The organism is Actinoplanes sp. NPDC048988, assembly GCF_043197815.1.
Taxonomy (GTDB): Bacteria; Actinomycetota; Actinomycetes; order Mycobacteriales; family Micromonosporaceae; genus Actinoplanes.
Window position 1 is genome coordinate 1 of the sequence record NZ_JBICTW010000034.1, and the last position, 17827, is coordinate 17827.

The window sequence follows — 17827 nt, forward strand, 5'->3', positions numbered from 1 at the left end:
TTCTAGCTTGGTCGCTGAACCAACTACCGGAGACCTCTTCTGTTATCGATCACCAACACGCCTCAACATCGACGCCGCTACGAAACACGGCCTAGGTCGACGCTGTCCCCGGTGAGGGTCGCTGCCATCGCCAGGTAGAGACTATTTTGGGTAGAGGCGCTGAGCATGGCATGACCATATCCCGTCAGGCCCGTGACACCAGGCCGGTACAACCCCGGTCCTCTAGCCGCCGCCAATGGCAACGGAGGGCCGCACCGGCTTGAGCCGGTTGACGTTTCGTGCCAGCCGCACAGACTGTTTGAGGCGAGCTGGCTATGAGCACAGAGGCAATGACTGCCCGTTCGAAGCCGAACTCGGCCGCCGAACGATTATGCGCCTTCGTCATCGCGGTGTGTCCGCACCGGTGGCAGGCTGGCCGATTGATCGAGGATCCGCGCAAGGACTGCGTCATGCTCTTGATAGACCGGGCTCAGCCCTGCTCCTCCACTGACGTCGAGCGCGGGCAAAATCGCCGGGCGCAGGTTGGCGTCGGCTGCGGTTTCCTCATCCATCCCGATCAGCTGCGCGCCGTAGGTGGCTGCGACCGCCGCGGCGATTTGTCGGCCTGCCGGGTCGATGTCACCGGCGTATCGCAAGGTCACGGCGTGTTTGACGGCGAGTTGGAATAGCGTGTGGTCGACAGCGCGGAGTTGACCGCTGGTGCAGGCCAGGGGTTGCCGGATTCCGGTGGTGTAAGCGATCTCGATGACCGACGGGTTCTCCACAACGGTCAGGACCTGCGGTGCGAGCAGCGGTGGGTGCTCGACCAGGTCGAGCAGGGTGAGCGCGACCGGGGCTGGCGACTCGCGTAGTCGCCGGTCGATGGGGCCGTCGCCGTCGACCACGACGTTGAGCAGCAGGACGGTTGCCGAGAGCCGGTCGGCGATGATGCCGTTGGCGGCAAGGACCGCGCGGATCAAGTCGGGTCTGGCTGGTTCAGGTTGCCCGGCCCGTTCGGCGAGCGCTGCGACCAGCCGGTTGCCGTTGAGGGTATCGAGGTCGAAGTAGTGCGGGTCGCCGGTGATGTCGTGGGCGAGTTTGGGTAGCGGGATGGGCGGCTGGACGGGCAGTCGGTGTAGTACGGCGGCCAGGGCGGCGATGCTGTGGCGAATCGCGGTGTCGTCCTCGCCTACTCCGGTCGCCCGGAGCCGGGCGAGCAGCCGCGGCAGTCCGGGAAGGCGTTCGACGGCGTATTGCCACAGCTGTTCTCGTAACGCCGCGGCTGCGAGGGCGGCGGCACTGCGGTCGACGATCGCGGCACCGACGGCGTTCTCCACGAGGGTGCCCAGCTGGGCCGGTTCGAGGTGCAGGACGCCGAGCAGCTCGCGCAGCGGGACGGTCGTGGTGTCACCGTCGGTGGCGACGGCGGAGGCGCCTCTGCGGCGCCGGGTGGACGTGTCGAGCCAGGTGCGTAACTGTGCGATTCCGGCGGTGCTCAGGCCGGTAACGCGGACAGCGTTGATCATATCCGGGCTGGTGCCGGCGCACAGACGGCCGTGGACGGTTCGCCACAGGGGCAGCAGGTCTGGGTCGTGTGCCAGGTAGTTCAGGTCGGCGGCCACCCGTCACCCACTAGTAATCGGCAGGGTCAGGGGGGAGGGTTCGCCGTTGCCGCGCCACAGCCATGGCACGGTGATCCGGTGCCGGCCGTCGGTGACGACTTCGTGGACGACGACGTGCTGGGATTCGCGTTTGATCAGTGGGGCGATGGTCGGTGTGGTCGCCAGGACGTCGAAGTTCCAGGTGCGCAGCAGGGCGAGGATTTGGCGCAGGTTCGGTTCGTCGAACGCTGCGTCGATCTCGTCGATGGACAGCAGCCGCGGCCCTTGGAAGGTGGGTGCTGAGTACATCGACCAGGCGGCGGCCAGTAGTGGCAGCATGGTCGCCAGCCGGGACTCGCCGGTCGACAGGCCTTTGAGTGGGTTAGAGCGGGCGTTGACCGGCCGGAATTGGTCGGTGCCGAAGCTGCTGTGGGTGACGCTGATGTCCCATTGGTGCCAGGAGCGGTAGTCGAAGGTGTGCGCGACCCGGTCGGTCCATGGTTCGTCACCGGCATCCTCCATCCGTTGCCGCAGGATCGCGTACATCTGATCGAAGACTTCGTCGGAGGGTGGGGCGGCGAGCAGGGTGACCATCTGCTGGGAGTTGTCGTCGTCGCGGACTTTCCAGTCGACCTGCACGCCGACCTGGGCGACGCCGGTGCGGACGTGTTCGAGGGTGGCGCGGATGTGCCTGACCAGGTCGCGGGCGGCCTCGCGGCGGGTTTGGATGTCGCGTCGTAGCTGGGTGAACATCGAGGTTTTGAGGGTTGCTTTGATGTCTTGGCGTAGGTCTTGTTCGAGTCCTTCGGCGGTGGCTCGTAGCGTGTCCGCGGCTTGGCGCAGGTCTTCGCCGACGGCGGCGTTCGGGGCGGCCAGGGTGATCCGGCGCCATTCGGTGCCTTCGAGGGTGGTGCTGTCCAGCTGCTGGTCGAACTCGGCGAGTGCCCGGTTGACCGAGCGCATGGTCGTTTCCAGCTGCCGTTGCGCACGTTCCCGGTTTGTCTTGAGAGTGTCCAGGCGTGCTGTGGTGGCGGGTTTGTCGGCCAGGAGTTGCCGTGACCAGGTCAGCGCGGCGGTGATGTTCGCGGGCCGCCCCTGCTCGTCGCTGGTCAAGGTTTCAGGCAGGGCAGCGAAGCCGTGTGTGACCAGCAGGCAGACACGCAGGTAGCAGGCGGTGCGGTGCTTGTCGGCCTCTTCGCGGCGTGGTGCGATTCCGTCGAGTGTGGCCTGTGCGCTGGCCGCGGCCCGGTCGTGCTCGCGGAAGTCAGCTTCGAGCTGCTTGTCCTCGGCCTCCTTGGCTTCAAGTTCGCTGGTCAGGGCTTCTTGCTTAGCGCGCAGTTCGGCGTATTCGGCGCCGTACAGGTTGCGGGTTTCCTCGACGCGGGCGAAGAGTTGGTCAGCTTCGAGCCCGATTTTGTCGGCGTCGGCGGCTGCTCTCTGCAGCCGGGTGGCGAACCGAGCCGCCGTGCCGTGGTCGCGGTGCGCGTTCTTGAGGAGTTCGAGGGTGCGCGAGGCGGCGCTTTGCCAGGCGTCGATTTGCTGCACGAGGGTGCCGACAGCGGCACGGTGGCGTTGCAAGCTGTCCCGGTCGGTCGGCAGTATCGACCCGTCCGGCAGGGTCGCTGCCGTGTTGAGCTCGCGCAGTGTCTGCCGGACGTGCTCACCGGCGGCGCCGTGCCGGCGCCGATGTTCGTCGACCTGGGCGCGGGCACCGGCCTCGTCGCGGGCGGTGTCGTCCTCGTCGCGGCTGGTCCGGCGCAGTTCGTCCAGGTCCGGGAAGCGGTTCTGTTCGACGGTGCATTGCTGCTCGGCGGTGCGGGCGTCGTCGCGCTGCAGGACGGCTTCGGCCAGCTCTTCCTGGGCGCTGCGCAGAGCCGCATCAGCGTCGGACTCGGCTTCCCGTGCTCGCCGCAGGTCATCGCCGGCGGTAACGGTGGCCAGACGTGCCTGCTCGACCGTCCGGTCGATCTCACGGTGCAGGTCCGCGACGCGGGCGAGGGCTGTGGTCAGGTCGGCTGCTGCGGCCGCGAGCGCCTGGGCGGTCTGCTGCCGCGCGGCGGCAAGCTCGAGTTGCATCGCGGTGACCTGGGCGCGTGTTCGGGAGACCGATTCGGTACCAGGGAACCGGTCCCGTTCCTGCCCGGCTGCTTCGACCGCGGTGTGCAGACCTTTTCGTTGCTGGCGGGCGGCGCGGACGTCGGCGTGGGCCTGCGCGAGCTGCTGTTCAAGGTCGGCTACCTGGGCCAGCCGGGCCCGTTCGCGGGCGGTCGCACCGATGAAGGTGGCCTGGTAGCCGCGGGGTGCGGTCGCGATCACCGCCCCGGTACGCAGACGACCGATCCTTAAATCGCTGCCGGCGAGGTCGATGGCGACGGCGCGCAGCAGCCACCCCACCAGTTGCGGGTCGACGTCGGGGCGGGCTTCGACGGTGAGCACGTCGGCGAGGCTGCGGCCCGGTGCTGGGCTGTCCCCGGCGAGCAGTAGGTCGCCGTCGTTGACCAGGCCGTCCGCGGTGACCAGGGCGTCGAGCAGGCCCGCGGTCAACAGGGCGCCCTCGATCAGGTTGGCTTCGTCGGCGCTGACGTGGTCGGCGAACGCGACTGTTGCCCACAGCGGCACGCCGGCGTGCGGATCGCGTGGTGACCGCCACGGCGGCGCCTGCGGGACGGGCGGTTGGCGGCGGGCCGCCGCCAGGTCCGTTTCGATGGTCGCGGCACGGCCTTCGGCTTCGGCGACGGCCCGGTCGGCGTCAGCGATGGCCCGGTGCAGACCGCTGAGGGCGGCGGCATGTGCTCGTTCCAAGTCGACGAACGGCTGCCGTACGTCGATGGCGTCCGGATCGTCGGGCAGGGTCACCGTCCGGCCGTCGAGATGGACCAGTCCGGCTTGCCAGGCGACGACTTCTCCCACCCACTGCCGTGCGGCCTGGCTGGCCGCCGCCCGGCTCGCCTCGAGCGCATGTTCGGCTGCCGTCGTGATCTGGCGTGCTGCCGCGCCGGCCGCGTCGTGGTCGATGTGCGCCTGCCGACCGAACGCGTCTGCTTCAGTGCGCTGCTGTTCGGCCTGCTCACGGGTTTGTGCCAGGCGCCGGTCCGCCTGGTCGGCGTCACGTTCGGCTTGCTCGCGTGCCGCTGTCGCTTGTCTCAGGACACCGGCCGCTTTCTCGACCGCGTCGGTGCGATGTCGGACGTCCTGCTCGCGGGCGGCCAGAGCGATACGGTCGCGGGTGCTGTTCACCGTCCGGTGCAGCCACTCCACCAGTTGGGCGGGATCGATCCGGTCTTCGGCATCGACGCTCAGCTCGGCGGGTACCGCGGGAAGTTGCAGTCGCTGCTCGTCCCACACGTGCAGCTGCGTCAGGAAGGCCTGCTCAGCGGCGCGTCGGTCGGCGGCGGCGTCGGCGGCCAGGTCGGCGATCCGGTCATACTCGTTCTCCGCGGTCCGTAGATGGCCGGCCTCGGTGCGCTGCTGCGCCTGCGCCAGATCATGCTTATGCAGGGCGGTGTCGATGCCGTTCAGGCTGGTCGTTCGGGCCTCCGCCCAGCCGCGGGGTGTCTGCGTGAGTCGCTGCACGTCCAGATTCGGCACGATGTGTTCCACCGTGGCGAGGGTCGCGACCCGCTCGGTGGCATCGGCGAGCCGGTCAACGAACGCTTGGGCGCCGACCTCGGCGGCTGTCGTGCGCAGCAGGGAACTGATGCCCGTCAACTGCTCCTGGCCGCTGTGGACCTGCCCGGCTGACTCCAACGCCCGCTCAGCGGCTTGCTTCGCTTCGGTCTGCAGGTCGTCACGGGCCTGCTCCAGCTGGCCGTGCCGCTGCCGCAGGTCATGCAGGCGTTGTTCCAGGTGCGGCAGCTCGGCGCCGGCGTGCTCACGCAACGCGTCCTCGGCTGCCTGCAGCCGCCCCCGCACATCGGCGGTCTCGGTCCGCAACTGCTGGCGGCGCCCGCTCACCCGTCGCGCAGCGGCGTCTTCGCTATCGCGCTGCTGTTCCGCGAGGCGAGCCTGGCGGGCATGATCGTCGAAGACCGTTTGCGCATGCGCCAGGTGCCCCGCCTCCTCGGCGATGACCGCATCGATGTAGCGCTGGTAGTGCTGCTCGGACTGCTCCAACTGCCGGATTTCGGCACGGGCCCGTTTGAGCTGCTCTTCCAGGTCGGCGATGCGTTCCATGGTGTCGGCGATGAACTGCAATGCCCGCGGGTCAAGCGCCGGGAGCGCTTCAGTCAGTACCGACCGCATCTGGTTCGGGGAGATCGCCTCCGCAGTGCGAACGCTACGCAGACTGCGCAGCACGCCGACTAGAGCGTCGAACTGCACCGAGTCCAGCGGCGCGAACAGCGTGGTTCGGATCGCGTCGCGGTACTGGTTTTCGTCCGCGATGTTGCTGTACTCGCGGATCTTGGCGGTGAGTCGCTCGTGCGAGGTGAACAGCCGGCCGTCGGCCGCCGTGACCTGTTCGGCGAGCCCTTCGATGCTGACCGGATCCCGTTGCCGTTGCAGCAGCAGGTCGGTGCCGACCCGGCCCGGCGACAGGAAGAACGCCTTCTGCAGGCCGCTGCTCTGCGACCGTAACCACAGCCCGGTGCTCATATAACGGACGTCACCGGTCTCCGGATCGCGGTAACCGTACTCGAGCCACCACACGCCGGTGCGGTCTTCTTTCGCGTTACGGTCGGTGTGCCGGTCGATGAGGGTTCCGGCGGCCTCACCGGACACCGACAACGCCTTCTGCGACACCTCCCCGTCGAGCAGGACGGTCACCAGCATCGACGCGGTCAACGACTTCCCGGAACCGTTCGGGCCGGCCAGCGCGAGCCAGCCGTCGGCGAACACGAACGTCTCATCGGTCCACGCCCATGAGTTCACCGCACCGGCCCGGGTCGGCTGCCACCTGCCGGCCACCATCGGACCGTCGGTGCCGTCAGAGACCTGCTCTTCGTCGCCGACGCTCCACCGGCCCGGATACGCGATCAGGCTCACGGCTCCTCCTGTTCGCCAGCGCGGGCGTTGTCCTCGGATGCGGCGCGGTGACGACCTTCCCGCCCCGTCTGGCCCTGGCGAACCCGGACCCGCCACAGATGCACACCGGGAAGAATCCGCCAGCGGCAGTCACCGGCCTGGCGCAGCAGCCCGGCCGTCACCAGTTCCGCTGCCGCGGCACGCACCAGCGCGGGCAGCCGCTCGGCGTATCCGGCAGCCCACCGCGGCATGTCCTGGCGAATCTCGTCGAACAGCGTCAGAATTTCGTCGGTGTTGATCTCGTCAGCGCCGTGGAACGGCAAGTGCGACAGTAACGCCAGCGCCGCCTGCCGTTCCGTCTTGCGGCCCTGCGGAAAGTCGGCATCCGATGCCGTCCCGGTCGGGTCGACGATCTCCCACCAGTCCCGGCGGACGGTCGTGACTAGACCCAGCGACGACGCGATGTTCAACGCCCTCTCCCGGCCAGTCGAGGTAGCCAGATAGCCGACCGGGTTCGGGTCGTCGCCCGGGTCGGCCGCAGGGTCGTCGACGACACGGCGCAGCGCGGTCAGCCGGCGTCCCTCCACGCCGGCCTGCCGCTGCAGCACGGCATCCGGTTCGGCGTCCGGCAGCGACACCGCGGTAAGTGCGGCGACATGCGCCTCAATGGGCCGGGTGCTCAGCGAGAGCAAGGTGGGTGACAGGGACGCGAATTTGTTGGCCAGGCTGTCGCGGTCCGCAGTGATGAACACCTCCGCGTTGTCGTCAGTGACCGCCCGGTCCAGATCCGCGTCGACGCTGATCTCCCCGTCAGCCTGCAACAGCTTGATCGCGTCGACGATGTCCTCCCGAGCCGCCTGCGCCTCCCGTTTGCTGACACCATCGGTGGCGACGATCCGGAACGGCGGAAGCCGGCCGGTGCCCGCCTCGGCGGCGCATACTTGCGCGACCGACTGCAGTAACTCCCGCAAGCTGATTCGCGGACGCCGCCATAGCTGCTCGCACACCAGTGCGGCCAGCACCAGCACCTGGGCGGGCGCCAGGTCACCGCGTCCGGTACGCCGCTGCAGCCGTGGCCCGCGGTCACCGGGCACGTCATCGCGGCGCTTATGTAACCGCACGACCCCGGAGACATCGTGAATGTGCAGGTCCCATCCCAGTTCCGTACGGAAGAAGTCGGTGAGCTCGCGCCGTCCACGCAGTACCGCCCGGTATCGCAGCGGGTCCTGGGCCGACGAGATCCGGCAGGTGAGCAGCAGATGCCGGGCGGCATCGGCCAGATCCGGGTCGAGCATGGGTCGTTCGTTCACGCCGCGCCTTCCGCCGCTATCGCGGTTTGTTGCCCGGCCTCCGTCGGGGTGACCGTGATCAGCAGGTCCGGTGCCACCAGAACGCCTTCGGGAAACCGGATGGCCGTGCCTGCGCCAGGGTGGCCCAACCGGACTCGGACCACGACGCTGGCGCCTTCGGCGTGGGCCTCGCCGTACCCGGTCGCGGCATCGATGGCGTTGCGAGCGACCTCGACCGCGCCGAGCAAGATCACCATGGCCGCGGTCTCAAGGCCGGCGAAATGCGCCAGCGGTACCTCCCCGTCGGTCACCAGTAAGGCGGCGAAACGCCGGCGGTTCTCCGCGGTCGCGGCGGCCTTCTTCAGCGCGGCCGCGCGAGCGGCGCCGGCGTCGGGAACTTTACGCGGACGGCCGCTGACCCGGCCGGCACGTTCGTGCTCACGCAACACCACCTCCACCTGGTGACGGCTCGTCCCCCCGGCCGCGACCGTCGCATGGGCGACGTCCTCCCCGGCTGTGCCGACGACGGCGTGAACCGCCGGCCAATGCCCGAACGCCGCCGCGTACACCCGGCGCGCCGCGTCATCGTCGGGCTGAGCGAACAAGCTGTACGCGAGTTCCCGGAAGTCGGCGGCCAGATCCGAGCCGCGCCGCAACGCTGTATAGCGGCGATCGATCGCCACCAGCAGTGTGTGCACCGCGCCGGCCGCCGACGAGATGAGGCGCTGCACCGATCCGGTCGGCGCGAACCAGGCGGCCAGATCGGCCAGCCGCCGGATCCGTTCGTCAATCCAGTCCTGCTGGTCGCGGGCATCGAGAAGCCCCGCGTGCCCGACGGCGGTCTCCACCAGTGTCCGGTGCCCACACGATTCCAGATCGGTCAGCGCCGCCTCGACCCGGCGCAGCGCCCGGCCGTACTCGCGTGGGAACTGCCGCAGCGCTTCGATGACCCGGTCCCGGTTCTCGCCAAACAGCAAATCATCGGTCACGTCCGACTGCACCATCTGCGCCAGCGCCGCGTAGAAGTCAGCGGTGACCCGCTGCATCTCCTCCAGGCGAGTCCGGACGTCATCCAAGTCGCCGGGCAACAGGCCCGCGTCGGAAACGACATGCTCAGCCAGGTCACGAACCGTTCGTTCGACGCTGTCAAGCAGCCGGCTCGGCAGTTGCAGCGCCCGCCGGGAATCGACGACCGCGGTCCGCACGGCCGCGACAACCGCCCGGCCGATCTTGGTCAGCGCCCACGCTTCCTGACGGCGGACCACCGCGTCCAGGCCAGCGTTGAGCGCGGCGTAGTCCCGGAACGGTTCGACTAGCAAAGCCCCTGTCAGGTAGTCCAGGACGACGCGCAGCTCGAGGTCACTGGCCTGATCACGAAAGCCGACCTCCCGCATTTGGGTGCTGATCTCGGCCAGGGTCGACATGGGCGCTCGGGTCGCCAGTTCCTCCAGCGCAGCCAGGACCGCGGTGTTGCGCTCGCGTGCAAGGTCCTCGGGCTGGCCGAAGCACCGCCATACCACCGGGTCGATGTCCTGCCACCACAGCCGTGGTGGGTTCGGCATGGGCCTACCTCCCGACAACCTTGCCCACCGCACTATCGCCGTGGCACCCACCGACACGTTGTGACTGTCCGAGATTAACCAGTCACAGACTCCCTCACCCTACGGCCGAAGGCCAGTCCACGCCACCACAAGATCACCTCGGATAAGTAGGACAGCCGGCAGCAGCCACCGGATGATTCATCATGTCGCCCTCACGTGTGTAGGCCTTCTGCGTCGACGGCGTCGGCAAGGAGATTGAGTTCGGCGTCGGTGGCCCAGCGCAGGCTGCTGCCGGTCGGCGTCTTGTTGACCCGGATCAGCGAGGTGACGTGCTGGGCGACGGCCAGCATGTGGCTGATGACCACGACCAGTCGGCCGGTGCTTGCCTGGGTGGACAGGGCGTCGAGGGCCTCGGCCAGGGAAGTCTGGTCGAGGGTGCCGAAGCCTTCATCGAGGAACAGGGCTTCGGCTCGGCCGCCGCTGCTGCTGGCGTGTTCGACAAGGGCCAGGGCGAGGGCGAGGCTGGCTTGGAAGGTTTCGCCGCCGGAGAGGGTCTTGACGTCTCGGAGCCGGCAGGTGTGCTCGTCCCATATTTGGAAGTCAGGGCCGAACGCGAATTGACCTACGGACATGTCGCGGAGAAGTCCCGTTGCTGTCCCCAGCAGAGTCTGCTGTCGCTCGTTGACGACGCCGGCCACGAATTGGCCGTCGCTGAGGAGCTTCACCAGGGCGCTGAGGCCGTCCATGTGCGGTTGGACAGTTTTGAGACGGTCGGCCAGGGCGTCGTGCTCGACGGTTTTGGCGTTCGCGTCTCGGTGGGCGCTGTCGGCGACGGCCTTGCCTCCGATGGCGTCGCTGACCGCTTCGTCGAGCGGTTTGCCGTTGGTGGGCGCCTTCGCGATGATAGCGGCGCTCTCTTGCGCGCATCCGCGTCGGGTGTGCTCGAACTGTAGGAGCTGTTGACCGGCGGCTGATGTGGTGTTCTGAGCGTCCTCGGCGACCTGTGCGGCCCATCGGGCGTGGGTGTTGATGTCAGCGGCTAGGTCGATGTCGGGGGTCTCTGGAAGGGCAAGTTTCGCGGCGATCGCTGACTGCGCGGTTCGTAACGTCAAGGCGGCTTGGGTTGCGATGGCGGCCGGTCTGGTCACCTGTTCGGTGCGGCGTGCTGCGAGACTCCGGCGCTGAGTCGCGATTTGCCCAAGGCCGCGGTCGAGGTCCGCGAGTACCCGCCATCGTTCGGCGAGGTCCTTCTGCTCCAGGACGGCGGCCCGGTGCCGGGCGTCGACGGCGTCAATGGTGAGCTGCTGAGGGCGATGCTGATCTGGTATCTGCGCGACGAGTTCATCGATGGCGGCTTCTAGTTTTTCCAGCTCGTGCTGGTCGCGGCGCAGTGCGGCGACCTGCTTGTCGATCTGTTTGCCGATGGTCTTGGCTCTGGCGGTGACCTCAGCTTTGCTGGCTCGCAGCTTCTCGACCGCCTCGGTGAGGGCTGGCGTCTCGGCGCTCATCTTGTGTACAGCGTCATGCTGCGGGGCCAGAATCGCCTTGTCGTCGGCGTCCAGCGAGAACGCGCCGATCTTCGTCGCGAGCTCATCGATAGCGGTTTGGAGCCGCGTGTTCTGCGACGTGAGGTTGTCGTCTGCTTGCAGGGCAAGCGTTTGCGCCTCGCGGTGGGCGGCGACGGCGTCGGTGACCTTCTGGTTGGCCTCGCTCAGCTTTTCCCGAGCCGATGCGACGGTGCCTTGTGCGGCGGTGAGATCCGGCGCGTGTGGCGGGGCGTACTCGTCAGGGACGGGGTGCTGGCAGACCGGGCAGGCGGCACCTGGTTCTAGCCCTTCGCCGGCGTGCGCGGCGGCGTTAGCTCGTTGCTGCCACTGCAGTTCAGCCTCAGCAGCGGCGAGTTCCCGCTCGAGTGTTGCTTTCGCATCGCGGGCCTTGGCCATGGTCGCGGCGGCTGCGCTGACCGCACCGTCGAGATCAGGCTTGGCCTTGCTGAGCTGCTGGGCGTGGTCGGCGATGTCGCGAACTGCGCTGAGCGCGGTTTGGAGGCCTTCCAGGCTCTTCGTGAGGTCACCGACGGTGCGGTTGTGGTTGGTGAGCACGGATTCGGCGTTGGCCAATAGCGGGGTGTGCCTGGTTTCCTCGGCCGTTGCCGCGGCAACCTCGGCCTGCAGAGCGCGCACCGTTTCGACGTCGGTTTCGTGGCGCTCGCGGCGCTGCGCCTGGTTGTTCAGGCGTTCGCGAAGTTGAGGCAGCTGGCCGATTGCCGATGTCAGCTGTCCCGCTTTCGATCCGCCAGGCCGCAATTCGCCCAGTTCGGTGACGAGTTCGTCGCGCCGGCCTTGCAGAGGCTCGGCCTGCGTGTCCAGGTCTTGCTCGCGGTTGGTGATGTCGGCGTCGAGCTGGGCCAGCTCGCGCAGCCGCTGCGCTGCGTCGGTGCGGCCTGCCGCCGCGAGCGCCGTCTGCAGTTTGGCCAAGTCGGCGTGTTCGCGCGCTGCGGTCGTCTCCCTGAGGGAGAGGGCGGCAACAGCTTCCTGCGCCCGGGTGAGTTCGTCGAGTTGGGTGCCGATTGCCTCGGCTTGGCTGGCGGCGGCCGCGGCGGCCGCTCGGGGGTCTCCGAGGGCTTCTTTACGTGCTCGCAGGTCGAGGTAGGCGGGCATGAGCGCATCACGGTGTCGGCGGGCGGTGTCGGCGACGGTGTCGAGGATGTCGAGACCGAGCAGCCCTTTGAGGATGCCGGCGCGCTCGCTGTTGCTGGCGTGCAGTAGCTGCTCGAACTTTCCCTGCGGCAGTAGTACTGAGCGCAGGAACGTCTTGTTGTCCATGCCGATGAGCTGGGCGACGCGTGGGGTGACCGCTCGTCCGTGCACGGTCTCGGCGCCGTCGAGTGCTTCCAGCTTGTGTTCGTTGCCCGTGGGCTTTCTCGACAGCTTCCTGGTCACCCGCCACTGTCGTCCGCGGATCTCGAATTCCAGGGTCACCTTCAGGATGCCGGCGCCGCCGTCGGCGATCAAAGGTTTTGATGAGGTGGATTCCCAGGTGGTGGTGCCGTACAGGGCGAAGTTGATCGCCATCAGGATGCTGGATTTGCCGGCCCCGGTATCGCCGGTGACCCCGACGAGATGATGACCGCGGAAGTCGAGGTGTTGTTCGCTGACGTAGGAGCGAAGTCCGGAAAACCAGAGCTGTAGCGGTTTCATGCCAGACCGCCCGTCGTGTTGCTGAGCTGCGCCTCGGCGGGGAAGTACGGGTCGCGGTCGTCTTGGGCGGCGGCGAGGAACTCCGTCATCAGGGCGGTGACCGTCTCGATCGGCGCGGTGCCGGTGCCGTTGTCGTTCACGTACTGTTCGAACGATTCCAGCAGGCTGCGCTGCACCGGTATTTGCCCTGGCTCGACGATATCGGCGCGGGCTTGCGCGCCCGCGACGCGTTGCTGTACATCCAGGACGCACGCGCGTGGGAGCATCGTCTGCACGCGTTGTGAAAGAGCGGGGTCGTATTCCGGGGTGTGCACCGTGATCAGGCAGAGCGCGTCGCCGATTGAGTCGGCCTGTTTACGCAGCTCGTCGCTGGTGCCTTCGAACTTGACGAGTTGGCGGCCGCCGCGCAAGAAGATCTCGTCACACGCTGCCGGTTTACCGGGCTCCAGCCTCACGAGGGTGACGCTTTTGCGCTGGCCGGCTTCACCGAAGTCGAGAGGGATCGGCGAGCCGGCGTAGCGTCCGACGACCCTGCCGGGCAGCGCCTGCGGCTGATGGATGTGTCCGAACGCTGCGTAGTCGACGGCGGGGATGGCGTTCGGGTCGATGGCGAATTCGTCGGTGACGTGTCGCTTGCGTTCGCTGCCGGTCAGGCCGGCCCCAGTTACGTGTACGTGAGCCGCGAACACGGTGACTTCGGATCGCGGGTCCAGACCGTCCGCCATGCCGGCAGCGATCTGCGCTTGCAGGGTGGCGAGTTGTTCGCGGTAGGTGCTCGACCATGACTCGGCGCCGGGGACGGTGCTTATGCGTTGGGGATAGATGAATGGCAGGACCCCGACCCGGGCGCGGTTGCCATCTCGGCCGGGCACGACGAGGTAGTCCGCGTGGGCGCCGCGTGGCTGGCTGACGAAATGCAGCTGCTGTCGGCGGCCGAGTTTGTCGAGGTAGCGGTGCAGGGCGACGTTGTCGTGATTGCCGGCGACGACGATCGTGGGGGCGATGGCGGCCAATTCGGCGAGCCAGTCGACGACGCGTTCGATGTCGGTGTGGCTGACGCGGGAGTGGTCGATCAGGTCACCGGAGTGCAGGATGCCGTCGGGCTGGTGTTGTTTGGCGATGTCGATGATTTCCGTCATGGCATCGGCGAGGTCGGGCATGCGGGGCTCGTTGTAGGTGGTTCGACCGGCATGCCAGTCGGAGGTGTGCAGGAAGAGCATGAACGGGTCGCCTTTCGCGTGGCTGCGCCGGCAGCCAGAGGAAACGGGGGCGGTCAGCCGCGAGTGCTGACGCGGTGGTTGGCGAGGTGGGCGAGGACGGCCTGGTTGGCCTCCCAGCCGTCCGGGAACTTGATGAAGTCTTTGAGGTGCATGGGCTCGGTGGACGGGTGGGCGTCCAAGAGCTCGGGCATGCCGCGGCGGCCCACCACGATGCTGGCGTGACGGTGCCGGGAGGTAAGGACGCACAGCCGTCCGGGGGTGAGGTGGAACGGGGTGGCGTCGATGCGGCCGGACAGCGGGTGAAGGATGACGGTGATGTCGAGTTCAGCGCCTTGTAGGCGGTTCGCGGTGTCGACCCGGAGTCCGGCCGCTGCGTCGTCGCGGGTTCGTAGCTCGCGGGTGATTGCCGCGACTTGGTCGCGGTGGGCGGCGCCGATGGCGATCCGGTCGGCGGTCAGCCGCCGGCCGCCGGGGGCTTGTTCGCAGACCGTTTCGGTGCCGCGTTGCAGGAGCCGGACGGCCACGTCGACGGTGGCGGTGATCGTGTCGACATCGGTTCGCAACGTGTTGCGGGCGGGCAGTTCGAGGAAGCCCCATCCGGTGCCGGCGGCGAGGTCGATCACTTCGTCGACGGCGGTGCGGCGGATTCCGACGGTGGGCACGTGGATGGCGCGGTCTCCGGCTTGGGTGCCGGCGTCGAATTCGGTGAAAGGGTAGAAAGCTTCCTGGACGACAGTGGCGGCGCTGGGCGGCAGTCGCCATGTCACCGGAAGTTCGTAGGGCACGATGTCCGGGTTGTTGCGCAGCAGCACCGCGACTGCGCTCTGCATGGGATCCCAGGGCAGACCGGCCCACCGTTCGCCGTCGATCGGAGAGAACGGGTCAAGCTGACCGGGATCACCGACCAACAGCATCCGGGTGAAGAGTTCCCCGATCAACAGCAGCGAGTCTGAACGCATCTGATAGGCCTCGTCCACGACAGCCCACGGCCACATTTGGGTGCTCTGGACCTGAGCCCACTTGGCGGCGGTGCCGACCAGGACGCGGCAGTCGGGCAGGTCTTCGGCGCGAGATTCGACCTGGACGTTGGGCAACAGCAACAGAGATGAGGGCGCGAGGTAGCCCTCGCGGGACAGCCGGCCGACGGTCAGATGCGGCAGCCGGGCCGCGATCTTGGCGACCAGGTCGTCGACTTGGGCGTTGGTCTGCGCGACGACCACGACGGTTTCACCGCCGGTCGCGATTTCGGCGGCGATGCGCCCCACCAGGGTGGATTTCCCTGCCCCGGGTGGGGAGTCGACGACGACGCCGCGGTGGCGACCGCTGGTGAACGCGGCGATGATCTCGGCGGTCTTGAGTTCGGCGCGCTCGTGAGGCGAGGTCATGACCAGTCCTCCGCCGCGTCCTCGGCTACGGGTTTGTACTCGGGAGGCGGCCCGCCGTGGGTCCAGGGAATGTCCTCCCGGGCCGGCCACGCCCGGCGCCGAACGAACGTCTCGGTCACGCTCGTATACGTAACGTCGTCGCCAAGTGCCGGAACTGAGCCGGGCTTGGCGGTCTGGCCGCTGCCCATCTGGTTCTGCAGCTCGAGTTCGACCTGCCAGCCCTGTTCGGTGTCGATCACCGACTCGATGATCGCCTGTTGGCCGTTGCGGGACGGGTCATACACGTTCTGGCCGACGTCGAGGCGGACCGGGTCGCTGGTCGCCACGGTGACCCGTGGGCGCAGTAAGCTGCGGCGTTGCCCCGGCACACGGCGGGTCGCGTCGACATCGACGACGCGGCCGGCGAACGCCTCACCGGTCAGTCGATAGTCCGCCAGCACGAGCGGGTCGTCGAAGGCGCGTTGCGCCTCAAACGCTGCCATGCGCTGTTCCAACTCGGCCAGCCGGCGCCCGCTGCGACTGGCGTTGTCGCGTTTGGCCTGCGGCCTGCCGTCGGTGGTGACGTACTGGTGAAACGAGGTGAACCGGTCGCGCTGCTGTTCCCACCGTCTCGCGACGCGCCCAGCCTCGGGCACCTGGCGCAGCAGGTCGATAGCTGCCCACACGTGCTGCCAGGTCGGCAACATCTGTTCCTCAAGCATCGTAGTCAACCGGCGGTGGACTGCTTTATGGGCGACGGGAGTCCGCGCCGCCGCAAGGTCGCGCAGCACAGGTTCCAGGAAGAGCCGGTCGAAGACCGGGTCGGTGGAAGGGCCAGCTGGCGGGCACAGTTCCGGGTTTTCGGCCCGAGCAACCGCCGAGGCGACGTCCATCCCGGAAGGAGGGGCGAGCCACGCCATCAAAGCGGCGAGATTGCCGTCCTCGAGATCGCTCTGCCCGGTCGCCCACACTGCACTCAGCGCCCGTGTCGCCGCGATCAGCGCCCCGGAGTCGGCGAACTCGGCCTGTTCGGCGAACCAGGTCAGCCAAATGCCGAGCCGGCGCACGGTCGCGGGAACTGCCCACGGGCCCTCGATCTGACGCAGCCTCGTCATCCGGCCCAGCGTGCTGATGAACTCGATCCCGGCCGGGTTCGGCACCCAGATCTGCGGGGCGTCGACGACTCGCACACGCGAATCCTGTCCCCGTCCGAAGGGCTGGGTACGCTTCGCGGCCATCTCGATCGGGAACAGCACTTCGCTGGCAAGCTTGCCGGCGAAGTTCAGCCGTTCAGCGCGTTCGCGGGGCTGCCGTGTCACGATCACATTCGGCCGGTCGCGGTCGGAGCCGATCAGTGCCGCCAGCGGCGCGTTCGTTTCGCCTGCCAGGGTGAGCGGCACGACGACGATCGGCTGATGGGAGATGTGCTGGTGGCGGAAGACGGTCAGCTGCTGCGGGGTCATCGAGTCGGCCGCCAACGCCCTAGCCAGAGAGGTCAGCACGGTCACCGGGCCGCCCCCAGCGCGGCTTCGCGCATGGCGTACGCCCTGCGCAGTTGCTCAGCTGCCTGCCGCTGTCCCGTGTCCGGCTCTCGCCGGCCGGTGGCGAGCTCGACAACCTCCTTGATGGAGTCGACCCCGCCCAGGTCTTCGCGGACCACCCGGCCCAGCACCGGCACGGTGCCGCTAGCCTCGGACCGGCATACGCCACCCAACTCGCACGCACCGAGACACTCAGGAGAGTAGCGAGCGGTCACCTGAAAAAGTGCCGCAGCGAGTTCCTCGGGATCGCGAGTGGGCAGTCCTGAGTCGTCCAGCCGCAGGTCGAACGACAGGTCCTGGGGCAGCAAGGGCAGTAAGTCCTCGACGGTTTCCATCCGGTTCAGCTGCCGTTCCAGTGTCGCGAGCTGTTTGCGGATGTCCAGCAGTTCCGCCACGGGCTGGTTGCTGAAGTCCTTGGGGCATACCAATACCACCTGGTGCGACACCATGCTCGGGTCCAGGCCGGCCGCCTGCAGCATCTCCCGCATCGCCAGCACGTACACCGCGGACTGCTGCGCGGCGGCCGCGACCTTGCCGGAGTTGGCGGTGCCGTCCAGAATGGCGAACGACTTGATCTCCACCACGAAGAACTGGTCACCGAGTTTGAACGCGATCAGATCCGGTTCGATCCGGACCGGTACCCCGTTCACCGTAAGCTGCAGAATGGGATGGTCGAACAACGACCCGATCGGGTCGCTCGACTCCGCTGACGCTTGGAGGGCGCGCTGAGAGCGTCGGAGCCGGGAAGTGATCCTGTCGTCGGTGTCGGACGGGTTGAGGTCGTGGTAGTGGGCCTCGGCGACCGGTAGACCGATGTGCTCGCGCAACAAGCGAAGAAGCTCAGCACACCCGTCCGCCTTGACCTTGGCCTCGAATCCCTTCCCCCGGGCGATGGCGATGCTTGACAGCTGCCCGATGGAGATACGCACACCCAAGCCCTGAGCAACCTTCCCTTTGTCAATCCCGGCGGCATCCAGCAAGGTGCGCCTTCGACAGCCGGGGTTCGCCGCGAGAGCGGCGAGAGTACGGGCGTTGTGCGGCTTTCGCGGCGCCGCACCTCGCAAAGCGTTCAAACGTTCGTCGACGACAGTCATGTCATCCTCTGATGGACGGGTCCGATTCTTCGCGGA

The 17827-nt window shown here is 67.9% G+C and carries 9 protein-coding genes; all 9 read right to left on the reverse strand.

The window, feature by feature from the left end; translation table 11 throughout:
• Positions 1-368 precede the first annotated feature (368 nt).
• The gene (locus ACGFJ7_RS46625; protein ID WP_392648979.1) at positions 369-1601 is read right to left on the reverse strand and encodes a TIGR02679 domain-containing protein; all 1233 of its coding nucleotides are present in this window, start codon (positions 1599-1601) and stop codon (positions 369-371) included.
• Positions 1602-1604: 3 nt separating this feature from the next.
• Positions 1605-6563, reverse strand: coding sequence for an SbcC/MukB-like Walker B domain-containing protein (locus tag ACGFJ7_RS46630; RefSeq protein ID WP_392648982.1), 4959 nt, complete (start codon positions 6561-6563; stop codon positions 1605-1607).
• Entirely contained in the window at positions 6560-7837 is a 1278-nt protein-coding gene (locus tag ACGFJ7_RS46635) for a DUF2398 family protein (protein ID WP_392648985.1), read from the reverse strand. The genes ACGFJ7_RS46630 and ACGFJ7_RS46635 overlap by 4 nt, the downstream gene beginning before the upstream one ends.
• A gap of 11 nt (positions 7838-7848) precedes the next feature.
• Positions 7849-9393 (reverse strand): DUF2397 family protein, encoded by a 1545-nt coding sequence (locus ACGFJ7_RS46640; protein ID WP_392648987.1) that lies wholly within the window; start codon positions 9391-9393, stop codon positions 7849-7851.
• 191 nt (positions 9394-9584) lie between these two features.
• Positions 9585-12572, reverse strand: a complete 2988-nt coding sequence (locus tag ACGFJ7_RS46645) for an AAA family ATPase (protein WP_392648990.1) — start codon at positions 12570-12572, stop codon at positions 9585-9587.
• Positions 12569-13792: an exonuclease SbcCD subunit D gene (locus tag ACGFJ7_RS46650; protein WP_392648993.1), complete on the reverse strand. Its 1224-nt coding sequence runs from the start codon at positions 13790-13792 to the stop codon at positions 12569-12571. Before ACGFJ7_RS46650 ends, ACGFJ7_RS46645 begins: the two co-directional genes overlap by 4 nt.
• 53 nt (positions 13793-13845) lie before the next feature.
• The gene (locus ACGFJ7_RS46655) at positions 13846-15177 is read right to left on the reverse strand and encodes an AAA family ATPase (protein WP_392648995.1); all 1332 of its coding nucleotides are present in this window, start codon (positions 15175-15177) and stop codon (positions 13846-13848) included.
• Complete coding sequence (locus tag ACGFJ7_RS46660; protein WP_392648998.1) at positions 15174-16664, reverse strand: hypothetical protein; 1491 nt, start codon at positions 16662-16664, stop codon at positions 15174-15176. The genes ACGFJ7_RS46655 and ACGFJ7_RS46660 overlap by 4 nt, the downstream gene beginning before the upstream one ends.
• A complete protein-coding gene (locus tag ACGFJ7_RS46665; protein ID WP_392648999.1) occupies positions 16661-17791 on the reverse strand; it encodes a hypothetical protein in 1131 nt (376 codons plus the stop codon). Before ACGFJ7_RS46665 ends, ACGFJ7_RS46660 begins: the two co-directional genes overlap by 4 nt.
• Positions 17792-17827 lie beyond the last annotated feature (36 nt).

Excerpts from the sequence above, each read along its gene's own strand:
- ACGFJ7_RS46635 (WP_392648985.1), bottom strand. The coding sequence starts at position 7,837 with ATGCTCGACCCGGATCTGGCCGATGCCGCCCGGCATCTGCTGCTCACC.
- ACGFJ7_RS46640 (WP_392648987.1), bottom strand. The coding sequence starts at position 9,393 with ATGCCGAACCCACCACGGCTGTGGTGGCAGGACATCGACCCGGTGGTA.
- ACGFJ7_RS46645 (WP_392648990.1), bottom strand. The coding sequence starts at position 12,572 with ATGAAACCGCTACAGCTCTGGTTTTCCGGACTTCGCTCCTACGTCAGC.
- ACGFJ7_RS46650 (WP_392648993.1), bottom strand. The coding sequence starts at position 13,792 with ATGCTCTTCCTGCACACCTCCGACTGGCATGCCGGTCGAACCACCTAC.
- ACGFJ7_RS46655 (WP_392648995.1), bottom strand. The coding sequence starts at position 15,177 with ATGACCTCGCCTCACGAGCGCGCCGAACTCAAGACCGCCGAGATCATC.
- ACGFJ7_RS46665 (WP_392648999.1), bottom strand. The coding sequence starts at position 17,791 with ATGACTGTCGTCGACGAACGTTTGAACGCTTTGCGAGGTGCGGCGCCG.